A 15,740-nucleotide genomic window follows, 5' to 3' on the forward strand; every position below is an offset into this window, starting at 1 on the left:
CCTGCCATGACCGTCCTGAGCTGGCCCCTGGCCGCCACCATCGGGGCCGGAGCCCTTGGCTGCCTTGCCGTCGCCCTATCAGCGCGTCTCTGGCTGAAACGCCGGCGACGATATGAATCCTCAGCAAGCGTGGCGGACGCCTACGACCGCTGGACCAATGACCAGCTGCTGGAGCGGCTCTGGGGGGACCATATCCACCTGGGCTACTACCGCCAGAGTGGTAGCGGCAGGTCGCGCCACCAGGATTTCCGAGTTGCCAAGGAAACCTTCGTCCATGAACTGGCCCGCTGGAGCGGCCTCGACCAACTGCCCCCCGGCTCCACCGTGCTCGATGTGGGCTGCGGCATTGGCGGCAGCGCCCGCATCCTGGCGAGGAACTACGGACTGAACGTCCTGGGTATCAGCATCAGCCCGGCCCAGATCGCCCGGGCCACAGCCCTCACTCCAGCCGGCCTCAGCTGCCGCTTTGCGGTGATGGATGCCCTGGCCCTGGAAATTGCCGACGCCAGCGTTGACGCCGTCTGGAGTGTGGAGGCCTGTCCCCATATGCCCGACAAGCAGCGCTACGCCGATGAGTTGTTGCGGGTGCTCAAACCAGGCGGCCTGCTGGCTGTAGCTGACTGGAACCGGCGCGATCCGGCCGCTGGCGCCATGGACCGGCGCGAGCGCTGGGTGATGCGTCAGTTGCTTGAACAGTGGGCCCACCCTGAATTCGCCAGTATCCGCGGGCTGCAAAAGCACCTCGAACAAAGTCAGCAGGCTGGTGGCATGACAATCGAAACCGGCGACTGGACCAGCGCCACCCTGCCCTCCTGGATCGAATCGATCTTTGAGGGCGTACGCCGGCCCGGCGCCATCCTGGGCCTGGGTCCCGCCGCAGTTTTGCAAGGCCTGCGCGAAACGCCCACGATCCTGCTGATGCGTTGGGCCTTCGCCACCGGGCTGATGCAATTTGGCGTCTTTCGCGGCCGCAAGCCCAGCCAGGCCTAAGCGACGGCTAAGCGAGGTTGGTGACCGGATAGGCCCCAAATAGGGCTAGGTGCTCGCAAAGGGGCGCCAGCTCAGCAAGGGCTGCCTCCAGGGGGGTTGATCCGTCGGGAAGCTCCAGATCAACAAAAAATATGTACTCACCCATCTCCCGCTTTGATGGGCGCGACTCGATCCGGCCCATGTTGAGCCCGCGCTGGGCAAAGCAGCCCAGGGCTTCGAGCAGGGCCCCTGGCTGGTTGGAGTGCAGGGAAAAGGCGAGGCTTGCCATCGGGCCCTGCGATGAGCGGGGGCCCCGCCGCAGCAACAGGAAGCGGGTGCAGTTGCCCGCCACATCATTGATCGGGTAGGCCAGCTCCAGCAGGCCATGCTCCGTGCCGGCCTGCTGGGAGGCGATCGCCGCCCGGAAGCGACTGCCCGCCACCATGCGGGCCGCCTCCGCCGTCGAGCTGGTGGGCAGCTGCAAGGCCTGGGGCAGGTGTTCCGAAAGCCACTGGCTGCACTGGGCCAGGGCCTGGGGATGGGAGAGCACCTCACTCACGCCCGTAATCGGGCCGCTGCCAAGCAGGGCATGGCGGATCGGCAGCACTAGGGCCCGGGCGACGCTGAGATCCGGATGCTCCCAAAGAGCGTCCAGGCAGGCAGTCACCCCCCCCTCCACTGAATTCTCGACAGGCACCACTGCCGCATCACAGGTGCCCTGGGCCAGGGCTTGAACAACGGCCCGAATACCTAGCTGAGGCACCAATTCAGGATTGGCGACACCTTCCAACTCGGCCAGTTGCCGGGTGGCCTGCTCGCCGTAGGTGCCGGCCGGCCCGAGGAAGGCAAAACGCATCGTTTCCGAAACCGAGGACAGGCCATCGAGTGGTGACCGATAGGATCATGCCGCGCCGGCCCGCAGGCCATGCCCCTGGCCTTCTGCGCCAGTCAGCAACTGCAACTTGACGTGAGCCACCAGCCCGAACGGCTGGCCGCCTACTTGAGCGATCAGGATCGGGTGGTCAAAGCCCTGCTGGATCCCAACCAGCTCGAGCCCCTTGGCCCAGGTCGCTATCGCTACGCGGTGACCCATCTGCAGGTATTTCAACTGCAGATTCAGCCAGTGGTAGATCTGCGCATCCGTCTTGCCCAAGAACGGCTGGTACTGGAAGCCACCGAGTGTGAACTGGAGGGTTTGGGGCTAGTGGATGATTTCCAGCTCACCCTGGGATCCTGGTTGGCAGCGGGTGCCAACGGGCTGGAAGGGGAAGCCAGCTTGGCCGTGACGGTGAGCCAGCCATCGCTGCTCAAACTGATTCCAGCCAAGGTGCTGGAGGCCACCGGCCGCTCTCTGCTGGCGGGCATCTTGCTGGGCATCAAGGGCCGGGTGGGGCAGCAGCTACTCAGCGACTATCGCCTCTGGTGCCAGGAGCACTGAGCTCCAGCCGCCCCAAAAAACTATGACGATGCAGCGGCGTTGTGCCGAGGTTTTGGAGGGCGGCGCGATGCAAGGCCGTGCCATAACCAGCGTGTCGCTCCAGCCCATAGCCCGGATAGCGCTGCGCCAGGGCGGTGATCAAGGCGTCCCGGGCCTGCTTAGCCAGCACGCTGGCGGCCGCAATCGCCAGGCAGTGGCTATCGCCTCGCACCATTGTGATCTGGTCGCCGTGCCAGCCCCGCAGGGGCAGCACCCCATCCACCAGCAGCAGCTCAAACGGACACGACAGTTTTTGCAGGGCGCGGGCCATGGCCAGCTCGGTTGCTAGCCGGATGCCGCCGCGATCGATTTCTGCCGCTGAGGCCTGGCCGAGGGCCCAGGAAGCAGCCAGACGCTGGATAACGGGTACCAAGGCCGCCCTGCGCCGGGCGGTGAGCTTTTTGCTATCGGTGAGCCCCAGACCAGCCAAGGGCGGTAGCGCTGCGGCCGGCAGCACTACCGCAGCGGCAAACACAGGGCCGAACAGACAGCCACGACCTACCTCATCAACGCCGGCGCACTCGCCCGGATCCCGGCCCTGCCAGGGATCCGGCTCCGGCCGGCCCACTCAGCTGGAGGCCGAGGAGCGCCGGCGGCGGCGGCGCGGTTCGCCTGACTCATCAAGCTCTGGCTCAGCAACTGCCACCGCGGTGTCAGTTTGGGAGGTTGGGGCTTGGGGGGTTGTGGCCTGAGAAGTTTGGGTTTTCGCTGCAGGGGTTTTGGCCGCAGAACTGCGGGTGCGACCGCGGCGAGCTGGAATCTCGACTTCAGGAGGAGCGATGCTGGCAGTGGTCGGCACCGACACCGTGACCACAGTCTCGGGCTCGCTGCGCTCTGGCAGGGGCGTTATTTCCACCAGCGCCGGCATATCTCCATTGCCGTACTGAGCGTCAGCGGCGACCGCGGTACCGCCACGACCACCTCGTCCACGGCGACGACGGGAACCGGCAGCGGCCAGCTGCTGCCTGGCTTGCTCCAGCACTTCTTCCGCCTCCATGCCGGGGCGAACCACCCTGACCACGACGTTGTCGTTGCTGGGGGGCTGCTCGAGCAGCAGGGCGGGATTGAGGCCCATCCAGCCAAACACCAATTCCTGGTCCGCATCCATCGGCACGGCCACCAGCTCCTGATCAAAGCGGCGGGGGGCCGGCTCCATGCTGGCGCTGCTGCTTGAGACAGGGGCCTCAATCGGGACGATCTCGACCCCATCAGCGGCCTGGGTGCCAGGCGCATCGAGGAACTCACTGCCATTGCGCCCGCCTCGACCGCCTCGGCGGCGGCGACCGGTAGCGGCCTCGGGGATGGCGGGGCTGAGTACCTCAGCGCGAGCCGATGCGGCGGAGCGCACCAGGCCGGTGAGGGTTGCCAGGGGCTGCAGCGTGTCTTTGCCAGGGAGAACGGCCACATGACCCAGGCCCCCACAGCTGGGACAAGCTCGCCCAAACAATTCGTAGATGTTCTGACCCTGGCGCTTGCGGGTGAGCTCCACTAGGCCGAGCTCGGTGAGCTGGGCTATCTGGGGACGGGCGGCATCGTCTCGAACCGCCTGGGTGAAATGCTCGAGCAGCTGCAGCTGATCACGACGGGACTCCATATCAATGAAGTCGATGATCACCACCCCACCGATATTGCGCAGCTTCAGCTGGCGGCCGATCTCCACCGCCGCTTCGCAGTTGGTCCAGAGCACCGTCTCGCGGGAGTTGGCCGAGCGGGTAAAGGAGCCGGAGTTGACATCAATGACAGTGAGCGCCTCGGTGGGCTCGATAATCACGTAGCCGCCAGAAGGCAGATCAACTCGCGGCTTCAAGGCATCGCGAATGGCGGCATTGACCTTGAAGTGCTCGAGAATCTCAGCCGACTCGGTGTGAGCTTCCACCAGCACCGTGGTGTGATCAGAGCCCAAAAAGGCATTGGCCCGGGCAACCGCTTCCGGGGTATCAACCACCACCCGCACCAGCTCTGGGCTGTAGAGATCGCGCAAGACGCGATGCACAAAGTCTTCGTCGCGGTTGAGCAGCACCGGTGGGCTGGCGCTTTCGGCGGCGGTTTGGATGCCCTCCCACTGGCGCAGCAGGGCTTCAAGGTCGTCGATCAGCAGCTCTTCGCTAACAGCTTCTGCCTCGGTGCGGATCAACAGGCCGGCGCCTGGTGGCTTGATCAGCACACCGAGGGCCCGCAGCCGGTTGCGCTCGTTCTCACCGTTGATGCGGCGGGAGATGTTCACTCCCTGGCCGTGGGGCTGCAGCACCAAAAACCGCCCCGGCAAGGCCAGGTTGCCGGTGAGGCGAGGCCCCTTGGTGCCCGTGGGCTCCTTCATCACCTGCACCAACACCTTCTGGCGCGGCTCCAGTAGCTCGGTAATGCCGGCAGCTCCCTTGCGCAGCCGCAGGGGACCCAGATCGGTGACGTGAATAAAGCCGTTCTTTTCGCTTTCGCCGATATTTACAAAAGCGGCATCGATGCCAGGCAACACATTTTCAACGGTGCCTAGATAGACGTCTCCGATCTGATAGCGGCCTTGGGCTACAACCAGTTCATCAACACGTTCGTCGTTGAGAACTGCGGCGATTCGCAGTTGCTCGGCTATGACGATCTGCTGGGGCATGGGGAATGGGATGGGCCCGACGGGCCCGGCCAGGGATAAGACGATGGATATGGGCGGACTTGAAGGCTGAAACCTGGTGCAAGCCCTACGGGGCCAGGCCAGACAAACATCAACAAGCCAAAAAAACTTGGACTATTGGAAGCCCAGAAAGTGATCGGAACGCCGGCAAATCCGGAACGTTCTGGCGGCAATACTGCAACAAATGCTGTTCTGAATCTTTCGCGCATCGAGTGCCGCGAAACTGCTTTCAAGAATCGAGCTTCCTGAAGGCGGTGGGGCGAAGACTGGGACAGGGGTGTCCTGGGGCGGTTAAACCAGCGAACCTGGCTACCGGCAACCGCTGGAACTCGATCAATAAACCGAGCCCAATCGGCTATTCGCCTTGGTAGGAAATTAGCACGGCTTCAGCACCAAGTCTTTCCGCCGCAAGCCACTCAGGGCAAGGGATTGACCGAGCCGTTCAGCGAGCCAGTGCTGCACCTGCTCAGGGCGGAGACTGCGGCCAGCAGCATCGATCGCAGCCCATAGGGTGCACAGCAAGGAACCATCCGACTGCGGCTCCGCCCATTGCAAATCGAGCAGAAACGGCCGGCAATCGCGGCTGCGGGGGCGACCTTTTTTATCTGTGTCGTTCCAGGTCAGCGTCTCAGCGGCGAGCAGGCTGGCGCGGGCCTGCTGCCACTGCTCCGGGGTCGGCGGCGCCCCGGCTTGGGGCTGCAAAACAAACTGCCAATGGGCAGAAGCCAGCTCTTGGGAAAGGCTGACGCCAAACACCTCAACCCGAATAGCCGAGAGCAACTGGAAGCCAGCTGGAAGCTCAGGCTGCAACCGAGAGCGAACCAGGCCTGGATCCACCTGTTCGGTGAACTCCAAATCCAGCCACTCTCCGCTGCCCTCTACCCCTAAGGGCAGCGGCAGGGCTAGCTGCAGGCGAGGCAGAGGATGGAAGCCACCGGTGAAACTCACCGGCAAGCCAGAGCGGCGCAGGGCCCGCTCCAGCATTCGCAAGGTGTCTAGGTGGCTGATCAAAGCCAGGGAGCCAGTTTTGGCAAAGCCAATGCGGAGCCGGTCGACCCGCTCGCTGGCAGGGGCCCGCTGGGGAAGGGCCGCCGGAATGGCAGGCGGCGGAATTACCACGTTGTGGCCAAGCTCCGGGCCGCACACGCCACAGCTGCTGCAGCCATCAAAGGAGCAATCGGGCACCACGGTGGCGGCTAGGGCACGCTGCAGGTCCTCAGCCAGCCAGCGCTTATCCAGGCCGGAATCGATGTGGTCCCAGGGAAGGCTCTGTTCGCAAAAGGTCTCCAGGTCAGCAGCATCCATCGCCTCCACCGCGCTCCAGGCGCCTAGCTCCAGCTGGCGGTAGCGGCCGCCTAGACCCGCCGCCTCGATTGCACCAGTCCAGGCGGCGTAGCTGCGCTCGGCCGACTCAAACCAGGCATCCAAGCCCGCCCCAGCCCGCCAGGCCGCCTCAATCACCGCTGAGAGGCGGCGGTCGCCGCGGCCAACAAAGTCTTCCACCGCGGAAAGGCGCACATCGCTGAAATTAGTTTTGAGGCCCCGCAACTGGCGCAGGGCGCGGCGCAACAGCTCCTGACGCCGCCGAAATTCATCGGTGCTGACGCTGTGCCACTGGAAAGGCGTGTGGGGCTTGGGCGTGAAATTACTGATCGTGAGGTTGAGCTCCAGCCGGCCCAGATCTGAGCACTGCTGCTGCAGGGCCTGGCACGTATCGGCGATGCCAAGCACATCGGCATCGGTTTCACCCGGCAGGCCGATCATGAAATAGAGCTTCAATTTGCGATAGCCGTTCTCCATCGCCGTACGCACGCCGGCCAGCAGCTCCGCATCGGTGAGCCCCTTATTGACGATGTCGCGCAGACGCTGGCTGCCGGCCTCCGGCGCAAAGGTGAGGCCCGCCTTGCGGGTACCGCCCAGGATGTGGGCGATGTTTTGATCGAAACGATCCACCCGCTGGCTAGGCAGGGTGAGGGATACGTTTTTGTCAGCCAGGCGGTTGCGCAGCTCCACCCCCACCGCAGGCAGAGCCAGGTAATCCGAGCAGCTCAGGGACAGCAGCGAGAAATCGCTGTAGCCGGTGCGGCCCATGCCCTCCTCAACAGCCTCAATGACCGCTTCTGGCTCCACATCGCGGGCAGGGCGGGTCAGCATCCCCGGCTGACAGAAGCGGCAACCGCGGGTGCAGCCGCGCCGAATTTCCACCGTGAGCCTGTCGTGCACGGTTTCGATATGGGGCACCAACCCCATGGCGTAGTGGGGCATGGGCGTGGCGGTGCGCCGCTGAATCCGGGCCGGGGCGCCTGGTTCGAGCGGCTCGATGCTCACCCCATCGGCGCCGGGGCCATACAGCGAGGGCACGTACACGCCAGGCACTTGGGCCAGATCGCGCAGCAGCTGCCGGCGCGTATGGCCGGCAGCGCGAGCCTCAGCCACCACCAGGCCGATCTCCGGCAGCAGCTCCTCGCCATCGCCGAGGGCCACAAAATCAAAGAAGGCGGCAAAGGGCTCCGGGTTGCTGGTGGCGGTGGGGCCGCCGGCAAAGATCAGCGGTGGCGCATCCGGGTGAGCCAGGGGCAGGTCGCCGCGATCGGCCGCCCGGATCGGGATGCCGGCTAGCTCCAGCATCTCGAGGATGTTGGTGCCGCCCAGTTCGTAGCTGAGCGAGAAGCCCAGGATGTCGAAGGCGGCTAGGGGCCGCCGGCTCTCGACCGCAAACAGGGGCGCGCCGCGCTCGCGCAGGCGGGCGGCCAGATCCGGCGCCGGCAGGTAGCTGCGGTCGCACAGCTGGCCGGGAACGGCGTTGATAATTGAATAGAGAATGATGTGGCCGCTGTTGCTTGCCCCCACCTCGTAGACCTCGGGGTAGGTGAGCGCCCAGCGCACCCCTACTTGCTTCCAATCGGCCTCCCAGTCGCGCGGCTTCACCCCCAGCTCATTGCCCAGGTAGCGGGCGGGCTTGCTGATGCCCAGATCAATCAGGGCGTCGAAGTCGACCGGCGCATCAGCCGAGGTGGCAACGGTCACAGGTGCCGACGGCAGGCAAGAGCTCAATCGTATGCATGCCCGCAACACCGGCAATAACCGTGCAATTTGGCACCTATGCTGCAGAAATGCACGGTTATCTGCCCAGGCAAGCCCAGCTGGCGCTCAGCAAGGCCCTGAACCGGGCGCCGGCGGCCCTGCTGCTGGGACCCCGGCAGTGCGGCAAATCAACGCTGGCGCGCCAACTATTGGCCGAGCGCGGTGATGCCGTATTGCTCGACTTGCAGGACCGGAGCGATCGAGCCCGCCTGCAGGAGCCGGAGCTGTTCTTCGAGGCCCACCGCCACGACCTGGTGTGCCTCGACGAAATCCAGCTACTGCCAGATTTTTTCAATCTGCTGCGCGCCGAGATCGACCGGGATCGCCGGCCCGGCCGGTTCCTACTGCTGGGCTCGGCCTCCGGCCCGCTGCTGCACCAGAGCCAGGAAAGCCTGGCCGGCCGCATCGCCCAGGTGGAGCTCACCCCGTTTCTGCTGAGCGAAGTGGCCCCCGCCATCCGCTGGCAGCAGCTGTGGCTGCGCGGCGGCTTCCCCGAGAGCCTGCTGGCTAGTGCAGACGACGACAGCATCGACTGGCGCGAGGATTTCATCCGCACCTTCCTGGGCCGCGACATCGCCGCCCTGGAGCTCGGGCTGCCGCTGCCATTGATGGAGCGGCTGTGGCGGTTGCTGGCCCACCTCCAGGGTCAAACCCTCAATGCCAGCCGGCTAGCGGGCCTGCTGGATCTCAGCAGCGCCCGGTTGCAGAAGCTGCTGGCGGCGCTGGAGCACACCTTCATGCTGCGGCGTCTACCGCCCCTGGAGGCCAACCTGAGCAAGAGACTGGTGCACTCCCCCAAGCTCTACCTGCGCGACAGCGGCCTGCTGCACAACCTGCTCGGCATCGAGAGCTACGACGATCTGCTGGCCCACCCGCAGGCCGGTGAGAGCTGGGAGGGTTTCGTGATTGAGCAGCTGATCGCCGCCCATCCGCGCTGGCGTCCCCATTTCCTGCGCACCAGCCACGGCGCCGAACTCGACCTGGTGCTGGAGCGGGGCCAGCGCCGGCGGGTCTATGAAATCAAGCTCTCCAAAGCACCGAAGCTCTCCCGCGGCTTCCATGAGCTGGTGGAGCAGCTCCAACCGGAGCAGGCCTCACTGATCGCCCCGGTGGAAACGAGCTTCGAGATCCGCCCGGGCATCTGGGTGCAACCGCCCCTGGAGGTGGGCCAGCAACCCGCATAGGACAATCGCCCCATCACTCACCGGGCCCGGCGGCGGCCCACACCGCGCACCATGGCCCAGGTCAACGGCAACTACCTCAAGCTCAAGGCTGGCTACCTGTTTCCAGAGATCGCCCGGCGGGTGAAGGCCTTCAGCGAGGCCAACCCTGAGGCGCCGATCATCCGCCTCGGCATCGGCGACGTCACCGAGCCGCTGCCAGAAGCCTGCCGCAACGCCATGAAAGCGGCCATCGATGAGATGGGCAGCCGCGAGGGCTTCCACGGCTACGGCCCCGAGCAGGGCTACCTGTGGCTGCGCGAGAAGATCGCGGCGCAGGATTTTCAGGCCCGCGGCTGCCAGATCAGCGCAGAGGAGATCTTCGTCTCCGACGGCTCAAAGTGCGACAGCGCCAACATCCTCGACATCCTCGGCGAGGGCAACCGCATCGCCGTGACAGACCCGGTTTACCCGGTTTATGTAGACAGCAATGTGATGGCAGGCCGCACCGGCGACGCCGATGACGTTGGGCGCTACGGCGGCCTCACCTACCTGCCGATCACCGCTGCCAACGGCTTCACCGCCGAGATCCCCAGCGAGAAGGTGGATCTGATCTACCTGTGCTTCCCCAACAACCCCACCGGCGCTGTAGCCACCAAGGCGCAGCTGCAGGCCTGGGTCGATTACGCCCGCGCCAACGATGCCCTGATCCTGTTTGACGCCGCCTACGAGGCCTTCATCCAGGACCCCGAGCTACCCCACTCGATCTACGAAATCGCAGGCGCCCGGGAGTGCGCCATTGAGTTTCGCTCCTTTTCCAAGAACGCCGGCTTCACAGGCACCCGCTGCGCCCTCACCGTGGTGCCCCGCGGCCTAATGGGCACTGCCGCCAATGGCGAACGGGTGGAGCTGTGGGCCCTGTGGAACAGGCGCCAGTGCACCAAATTCAACGGCGTCAGCTACATCGTGCAGCGGGGCGCCGAAGCTGTGTATGCACCTGAAGGCCAGGCCCAAGTGAAAGCCCTGGTGGCCTTTTACATGGAGAACGCGGCGATCATCCGGCGCGAGCTCAGCGCCGCGGGCATCCAGGTGTATGGCGGCGAGCAGGCCCCCTACGTGTGGCTGAAAACCCCCGAAAACTTGGATTCCTGGGGCTTCTTCGACCACCTGCTTAGCAATGCCCACGTGGTGGGCACCCCCGGCAGCGGCTTCGGCGCCGCCGGTGAGGGCTACTTCCGCCTTTCGGCCTTCAACAGCCGGGAGAACGTGGAGGAAGCCATGGGGCGCATCCGGGCCCTTTAATAGGGCAAACGTCATGTCTGTTGCCATGACTCCTATGCCAATCGCCACCCAGAGTCCCGGCCGCGAGAGCGGCGGGGCAGCCGTGATGGAGAAGGCCCCGGAGCGGGTGCGAAAACCATCGCCTCGCTACAAGGTGCTGCTGCACAACGATCCCGTCAACTCGATGGAATACGTGGTGACCACCTTGCGCCAAGTAGTGCCCTCGCTCAGCGAGCAGGACGCCATTGCCGTAATGCTGGAAGCCCACAACACCGGCGTAGGCCTAGTGATCGTCTGCGATCTAGAGCCCGCTGAGTTTTATTGCGAAACCCTGAAGGGCAAGGGCCTGAGCAGCAGCCTCGAGCCCGAAAGCTGATGGAGCCGCCTGCTGCGGCAGCCAACGCGGCAGTGCGGCCGCACTGGTGGGGCACCTTGTTTTACGTGCCCTTGCTCTACCTAGCCGGCTGGTTGGTGGCCAGGCCGCTTGCCCTGCTAGCCCCCAATTGGCGCTCCGACCAGGTGGATCTGGCGGGTCTGGTCGTGGCCTTAATTTTGTTGCTTGCAAGTCTGCCTTTGAGGCTGAGGCGGGTCTGGCAGGAGCCCAATCCCTGGCGGCGCCTGGGCTTGGCTGTGCCAGCTGCCCTTGCCCTACGCAGCGGCGTGCGGGGGCTGCTGAAGGCGCTGCTGTTGCTTGCTCTAGTAGCCACGGGCTTAATGCTCGCGGGCCAAGCCCAATGGCTTGGGGAGCTCAATGGAGCCCTGCTGCTCAACGGCCTGCTGCTGCTAGCCGGGGTGGGATTTGCCGAAGAGCTGCTATTTCGCGGCTGGCTATGGGGCGAACTTGAGCTCCAGCTGGGGGCCCGCCGGGCGCTGGTGCTGCAGGCGCTGATCTTTGCCCTGCTGCACCCTTGGTATCGGGCCCCTGGGCTCGAGGCCTTGGGGCTGCTGGGGGGCCTATTTCTGTTGGGTCTGGTGCTGGCTCTTCAGCGGCGAGCCGACGCGGGCTCCCTATGGGGAGCAATAGGCCTGCATGGCGGCCTGGTGGGGGGTTGGTTTTTGGTGCAGAAGGGCCTGCTGCAGATTTCCCCAGCAGCGCCTGGCTGGCTGGTAGGGCCCGGTGGCGCCGACATCAATCCGATCGGCGGACTGATTGGCTGGATAGGCCTAGGCGCCCTGCTCTGGGTTCGCCGCCGCTGGTGGAGCAAGGACGGGGCTAGCGCGTCGCCGTAGCCAGGGCTTTGCGCCCCTCCACCGGAGCATGCAGGGCCTCCTCCAGTGGGGCGAGGCCGTAATCACGCTCAAGGAGGTCCATCACGGTGCGACCGAAATCCCCGGGGTTGCGCTCGAAAGCCTCTAGACAGATGCGGCCGAAGGTGCTGCCCATCGGCTCGGGGTTCCAGAGCAGCTGGCGAGCCGTCCAAGGCAGCATGCTCATCGGGTTGTAGCCGGGCTTGATCAGGCCCTGATCAAAGCCGTACTGCTCCAGGTGGGTGTGGGGCTGCAGGCCGATGAAAAAGATCGCCGGCTCCACCTTGTCGGCACCGAAGATGCGCTCCAGCTCGCGGTGGTAGGCCACGGTCTGGCGGATGGTTTCGGGCCGCTCGTCGATCACGTTGAACGAGTAATTCACCGACACGTGCTCGCGGAAACCTGCCCGGGCCAGCAAGCGGCAGTTTTCGAGCACGGTGCGCAGGTTGTAGCCCATGCGCATCTTGCGCACGAGCTCCTGGGAGCCGGAGGTGATGCCGATCTCGAAGTAATCCATGCCGGTGGCCACCATCAGCTCAGCCAGCTCGGCGTCGAGGTTGTCGGCGCGGATGTAGGCGGCCCAGCGGATATCGCTCCAACCCTGGGCCTGAATCGCCCGCAGCAGCTCCTTGGCATCATCGATGTAGCGCCGGGCCGGGATGAACTGGGCATCGGTGAACCAAAACCCCCGCACGCCCTTGGCGTAGAGCTGGCCCATCTCGGCGATCACCTCCGCCACCGGGTTGACCCGCACCTGCTTCCCTTCCACCACGGTGTACACGCAGTAGCAGCAGTTGTGGGGACAGCCACGCTTGGTCTGGACGCCCACGTAGAAGTCGCCGCCGTCGAGATACCAGTCGAGCTGGGGCCAAATCTCACCGATATAGGCGTAGTTGCAGGCGGTTTTCTCCATGCCGCCGGGCTGCTCATGGATCAGGCCGGGTCGGGGCTCGTCGCCGGCGATGAAGCAGCGCTCCGCCGCCAGGGATTCGCCACGGATCAGCTTTTCCAGCAGGGGCTCCCCTTCTCCCACCGACACCACGGTGCCCTTGGGCAGCTTGCGGCCCAGCTGCTCATAAAACACACTCACCGCGCCCCCTCCCAGCACAGCGGTGGCCTGGGGCTCGAAGCGGCGGGCCCGGCGCAGGCCGCGGCGTACCAGCCGCAAATTGCGCCATAGCTCACCGTAAAAGGAAGCCATCAACCCCAGACCACCCAAGGCACCGCGCAGGCGCCGCAGGGGATTGCGGGCATAAAACACCTCAAAAGAGTTCTGCAGTGGATTGCCGCCACGACCATCCACGGGCGCATAAATCTGGATGTCGCGCCAGGAGAACACCAGCAGGGTGGGCCGAAATGCCTCAACTGCCTGCAGCAGCACCTGCTCCACATCAAGCAGGGGCACTGCCGCCAGATCAAGAATCCGCTGAGGCAGCTGCGGGAACTGCTTATGCAGGTGATCAGCCAGGTAGATCGGGCCGATCGGAAAAATTGGATTGCAGGGAAGCCGCACTAGCAGCACCCTTTGGTCGCTCGCGGCGCTCACGGCCATGGACTCCTGAGTCCGGAAGATTTGGACGCTAACAACCTTGATTCGGCGCGGAGAGCCTGGCGCCGCATGGCCAGCGGCAAACAGCGGCGCCAGGCTTGATGGACGCACAGCCGGGGGGTCAGCTCGTAGCCAGCCTGGGCAAGCACTTCCGCCAACTGGCTTGGCGTGGGCTGGGGATAGGCGCGGTTGATCACGTCACTGCTATCGATGCCGCCGAGATCATCGATGCCCGCCGCCAGGGCAGCAGGCAGCTCTTGCAAGGGCCAAAGATTTGGTGGCAACTGCAAGTGCACTTCCGGCGGCAGGATTGTCCGGGCAGCGGCAATGGTGCCAAGCAGGTCGGCCTGCTCAGTGGCATTGAGCAACTGCGCAGAAGTGGCATCCGGGCGAAAGGGCTGCAGGATCACCTCCTGCAAGTGACCCCAGCGGCGCTGCAGCTGGGCCAGCAGCTCCAGGGCCGCGAACCTGTCGCCCAGAGACTCCCCCACGCCCAGCAACAACCCCGTGGTGAAGGGGATCCCCAAACGACCGGCCTGCTCCAATTGGCCCAGTCGCACCGCCAAGCTTTTGCTCGGAGATTGGCGATGCAGGGCGTCGTAGGCCGGGCCGAGCCCTTCCAGCATCAGCCCCATGGAGCCATTAAGCCGGCCCAAGGCGGCCATTTCAGCGATGGAGAGGGGGCCCGCGTTTGTGTGCGGCAGCCGGCCTTCTATCCAGGCCAGACGACTAAGGGCCAGTAGCCGGCCGAACCAGGCGCGGCGCTGGGGAGAGCCAGGCGACACCTCGCCGCTGAGCAACAGCACCTCCGCAGCCCAAGGGCGCCGCCTCAATGCCGCTTGCGCCTCGGCATCACTGAGCCCATCAGCTAAAGGATCTAGGCCATCTGGGGGGCGCCGAAAGCTGCAATAGCCGCAGGAGTTGAAACAGAAGCGGGTGGGCACCAGGGTGACGCTGGGGCTCCAGGTGATCCGCCGCACCCCGACATCAGCGCCGCTGATGGGATGCATCAGCAGGGCTTTGGCGCCGCCCGGCCAGTCTTCTCACCAACGCTGCAATCTTCCGTTACAGTTGTGTTGCGCAATGTTCTTGCGCTCGACGGGATTCCGTCTGGTGGCTTGCCACCTTCCATACCCGTTCCTCTGGAACACCCTCTTCTCGTTCTCATGACAACCACTATTCAGCAGCGCCAAGGCGCTTCTGCGTGGAACCAGTTTTGCGACTGGGTCACCTCCACCAACAACCGCCTCTACGTGGGCTGGTTCGGTGTGCTGATGATCCCCTGCCTGCTGGCTGCCACCATCTGCTTCATCGTGGCCTTCATCGCCGCACCCCCTGTCGACATCGACGGCATCCGTGAGCCCGTAGCTGGCTCCCTGATGTACGGCAACAACATCATCTCCGGTGCTGTTGTTCCTTCCAGCAACGCCATCGGCCTGCACTTCTACCCAATCTGGGAAGCCGCCAGCCTCGATGAGTGGCTCTACAACGGTGGTCCTTTCCAGCTGGTGGTCTTCCACTTCCTGATCGGCATCTACGCCTACATGGGCCGCGAGTGGGAGCTTTCCTACCGCTTGGGCATGCGCCCCTGGATCTGCGTTGCCTACAGCGCTCCTGTGGCCGCAGCATCTGCCGTGTTCCTGGTGTATCCCTTCGGTCAAGGCTCCTTCTCGGACGCCATGCCCCTGGGCATCTCCGGCACCTTCAACTACATGTTGGTGTTCCAGGCTGAGCACAACATCTTGATGCACCCCTTCCACATGCTGGGAGTGGCTGGCGTCTTCGGTGGCAGCCTGTTCTCCGCCATGCACGGTTCACTCGTTACCAGCAGCCTGGTGCGTGAGACCACCGAGAGCGAGAGCCAGAACTACGGCTACAAGTTTGGCCAAGAAGAGGAGACCTACAACATCGTGGCTGCTCACGGCTACTTCGGTCGCCTGATCTTCCAATACGCCTCCTTCAACAACAGCCGCAGCCTCCACTTCTTCCTGGCTGCCTGGCCCGTGGTTGGCATCTGGTTCACCGCCCTGGGCGTGAGCACGATGGCCTTCAACCTGAACGGTTTCAACTTCAACCAGTCGATCCTCGACGGCCAAGGCCGTGTGGTGAACACCTGGGCCGACGTTCTGAACCGCGCTGGTCTCGGTATGGAAGTGATGCACGAGCGCAATGCTCACAACTTCCCGCTTGACCTGGCTGCTGCTACTGCCACACCCGTGGCACTGACCGCACCTGCAATCGGTTGATAGTCAACAGCCCAGCTACGGCTGGGAAACAACGGAATCCCCAAAAGCTCCCTGTAATAAGGGGGCTTTTTTATTGGCTGGGGGTTGTTGCACACGCTGTAAA

Annotated in this window: 13 protein-coding genes; 7 read left to right on the forward strand and 6 right to left on the reverse strand. The window is 64.6% G+C overall.

The window, feature by feature from the left end:
- The first annotated feature begins 6 nt into the window (after positions 1-6).
- Positions 7-990 carry a methyltransferase domain-containing protein gene (locus U9970_RS11040; RefSeq protein WP_322764242.1) on the forward strand — a complete coding sequence of 328 codons (984 nt, stop codon included), beginning with the start codon at positions 7-9 and terminating at the stop codon, positions 988-990.
- Between the two features lie 7 nt (positions 991-997).
- Here the strand turns inward: U9970_RS11040 and pheA are convergent, their stop codons facing one another.
- Positions 998-1,825 carry a prephenate dehydratase gene (gene pheA, locus U9970_RS11045; RefSeq protein WP_255023819.1) on the reverse strand — a complete coding sequence of 276 codons (828 nt, stop codon included), beginning with the start codon at positions 1,823-1,825 and terminating at the stop codon, positions 998-1,000.
- Positions 1,826-1,894: 69 nt separating this feature from the next.
- Here pheA and U9970_RS11050 point away from each other — a divergent pair, with 69 nt between their 5' ends.
- Positions 1,895-2,407, forward strand: a complete 513-nt coding sequence (locus U9970_RS11050; protein ID WP_255023820.1) for a DUF1997 domain-containing protein — start codon at positions 1,895-1,897, stop codon at positions 2,405-2,407.
- On the opposite strand, the gene U9970_RS11055 is transcribed toward U9970_RS11050, so the two are convergent.
- The 3 genes from U9970_RS11055 to U9970_RS11065 form a co-directional block, all read right to left on the reverse strand.
- Entirely contained in the window at positions 2,373-3,014 is a 642-nt protein-coding gene (locus U9970_RS11055) for a ribonuclease HII (protein WP_322764243.1), read from the reverse strand. The two genes, U9970_RS11050 and U9970_RS11055, sit on opposite strands and share 35 nt — an antisense overlap.
- Complete coding sequence (locus U9970_RS11060) at positions 3,015-5,051, reverse strand: Rne/Rng family ribonuclease (RefSeq protein ID WP_322764244.1); 2,037 nt, start codon at positions 5,049-5,051, stop codon at positions 3,015-3,017.
- A gap of 393 nt (positions 5,052-5,444) precedes the next feature.
- Positions 5,445-8,096, reverse strand: a complete 2,652-nt coding sequence (locus tag U9970_RS11065) for a TIGR03960 family B12-binding radical SAM protein (protein WP_322764245.1) — start codon at positions 8,094-8,096, stop codon at positions 5,445-5,447.
- A 35-nt stretch (positions 8,097-8,131) separates the two neighbouring features.
- Here U9970_RS11065 and U9970_RS11070 point away from each other — a divergent pair, with 35 nt between their 5' ends.
- Genes U9970_RS11070 through U9970_RS11085 form a run of 4 tightly spaced genes read left to right on the forward strand, consistent with a single transcriptional unit; the run spans position 8,132 to position 11,824 of the window.
- Positions 8,132-9,337, forward strand: a complete 1,206-nt coding sequence (locus U9970_RS11070; RefSeq protein ID WP_322764246.1) for an ATP-binding protein — start codon at positions 8,132-8,134, stop codon at positions 9,335-9,337.
- Between the two features lie 51 nt (positions 9,338-9,388).
- The gene (locus U9970_RS11075; protein WP_322764247.1) at positions 9,389-10,615 is read left to right on the forward strand and encodes an LL-diaminopimelate aminotransferase; all 1,227 of its coding nucleotides are present in this window, start codon (positions 9,389-9,391) and stop codon (positions 10,613-10,615) included.
- Between the two features lie 34 nt (positions 10,616-10,649).
- On the forward strand, positions 10,650-10,970 hold the full coding sequence (gene clpS, locus U9970_RS11080; RefSeq protein ID WP_254937677.1) for an ATP-dependent Clp protease adapter ClpS: 321 nt from the start codon (positions 10,650-10,652) through the stop codon (positions 10,968-10,970).
- A complete protein-coding gene (locus tag U9970_RS11085) occupies positions 10,970-11,824 on the forward strand; it encodes a CPBP family intramembrane glutamic endopeptidase (RefSeq protein WP_322764248.1) in 855 nt (284 codons plus the stop codon). The genes clpS and U9970_RS11085 overlap by 1 nt, the downstream gene beginning before the upstream one ends.
- Here U9970_RS11085 and U9970_RS11090 read toward each other — a convergent pair.
- Together U9970_RS11090 and cofG are read right to left on the reverse strand one after the other, a co-directional pair.
- Positions 11,808-13,394 (reverse strand): photosystem II high light acclimation radical SAM protein, encoded by a 1,587-nt coding sequence (locus U9970_RS11090; RefSeq protein WP_322764249.1) that lies wholly within the window; start codon positions 13,392-13,394, stop codon positions 11,808-11,810. The genes U9970_RS11085 and U9970_RS11090 overlap by 17 nt on opposite strands.
- Positions 13,385-14,401 carry a 7,8-didemethyl-8-hydroxy-5-deazariboflavin synthase subunit CofG gene (gene cofG, locus U9970_RS11095; protein WP_322764250.1) on the reverse strand — a complete coding sequence of 339 codons (1,017 nt, stop codon included), beginning with the start codon at positions 14,399-14,401 and terminating at the stop codon, positions 13,385-13,387. Before cofG ends, U9970_RS11090 begins: the two co-directional genes overlap by 10 nt.
- A gap of 156 nt (positions 14,402-14,557) precedes the next feature.
- Here cofG and psbA point away from each other — a divergent pair, with 156 nt between their 5' ends.
- Entirely contained in the window at positions 14,558-15,637 is a 1,080-nt protein-coding gene (gene psbA, locus U9970_RS11100) for a photosystem II q(b) protein (RefSeq protein ID WP_197147936.1), read from the forward strand.
- The last annotated feature ends 103 nt before the right edge of the window (positions 15,638-15,740 follow it).

Origin of the sequence: Cyanobium usitatum str. Tous (assembly GCF_963920485.1) — a bacterium.
Lineage (GTDB): Bacteria > Cyanobacteriota > Cyanobacteriia > PCC-6307 > Cyanobiaceae > Cyanobium_A > Cyanobium_A usitatum_A.